This window comes from Listeria sp. SHR_NRA_18 (assembly GCF_003856515.1).
Lineage (GTDB): Bacteria > Bacillota > Bacilli > Lactobacillales > Listeriaceae > Listeria_A > Listeria_A newyorkensis.
Genome location: NZ_QPKR01000061.1, coordinates 1 through 450 on the forward strand (window position 1 = coordinate 1; position 450 = coordinate 450).

The following is a 450-nucleotide window of genomic DNA, read 5'->3' on the forward strand; positions in this document are numbered from 1 at the left end:
GGTTGCGCTCCTCGCCGCGTCACAGCCCGGCGAGGAGATTGGCGCAGTCAACGGGTTCAAGCTCGTCGTGGAGAGGAGATCGGAAGGTCAGTATTTCGTGAACCTCTACGGTGCCGTCAACTACTCGTTGGGGTGGCATGTGTCGGGGCAGCAAGTCCTGAAGGCAGCCCACCAGGCGCTGTCACTGTATGAGTTTGAGCAACGCATAGCTGGGACACAGCGGCGACTCGCGGGGTTCAAGGCGCAGGCCGAGGATCTGGCGGCGCTGGTCGACAAGCCATTCGAGAAGCAGGCGCGTCTCGACGAATTGCGCAGGGAGCAAATCGAGATTGACGCAGCCCTGGATCTCGACAAGGGCGATATGTCCGCAGTGGACGACTCAGTGCCTGCCGAGGAGGCCGTCGCTGCGTGACGACATGACTACCCCCCAGTGCCCGAAAGGGCATGGAG

At 62.2% G+C, this 450-nt stretch carries 1 protein-coding gene; it reads left to right on the forward strand.

Annotated elements, in window-relative coordinates:
• Positions 1 to 412, forward strand: a 412-nt coding sequence (locus DUK53_RS17690; RefSeq protein ID WP_159502607.1) for a hypothetical protein, incomplete at its 5' end; no start/stop codon positions are given.
• Positions 413 to 450 lie beyond the last annotated feature (38 nt).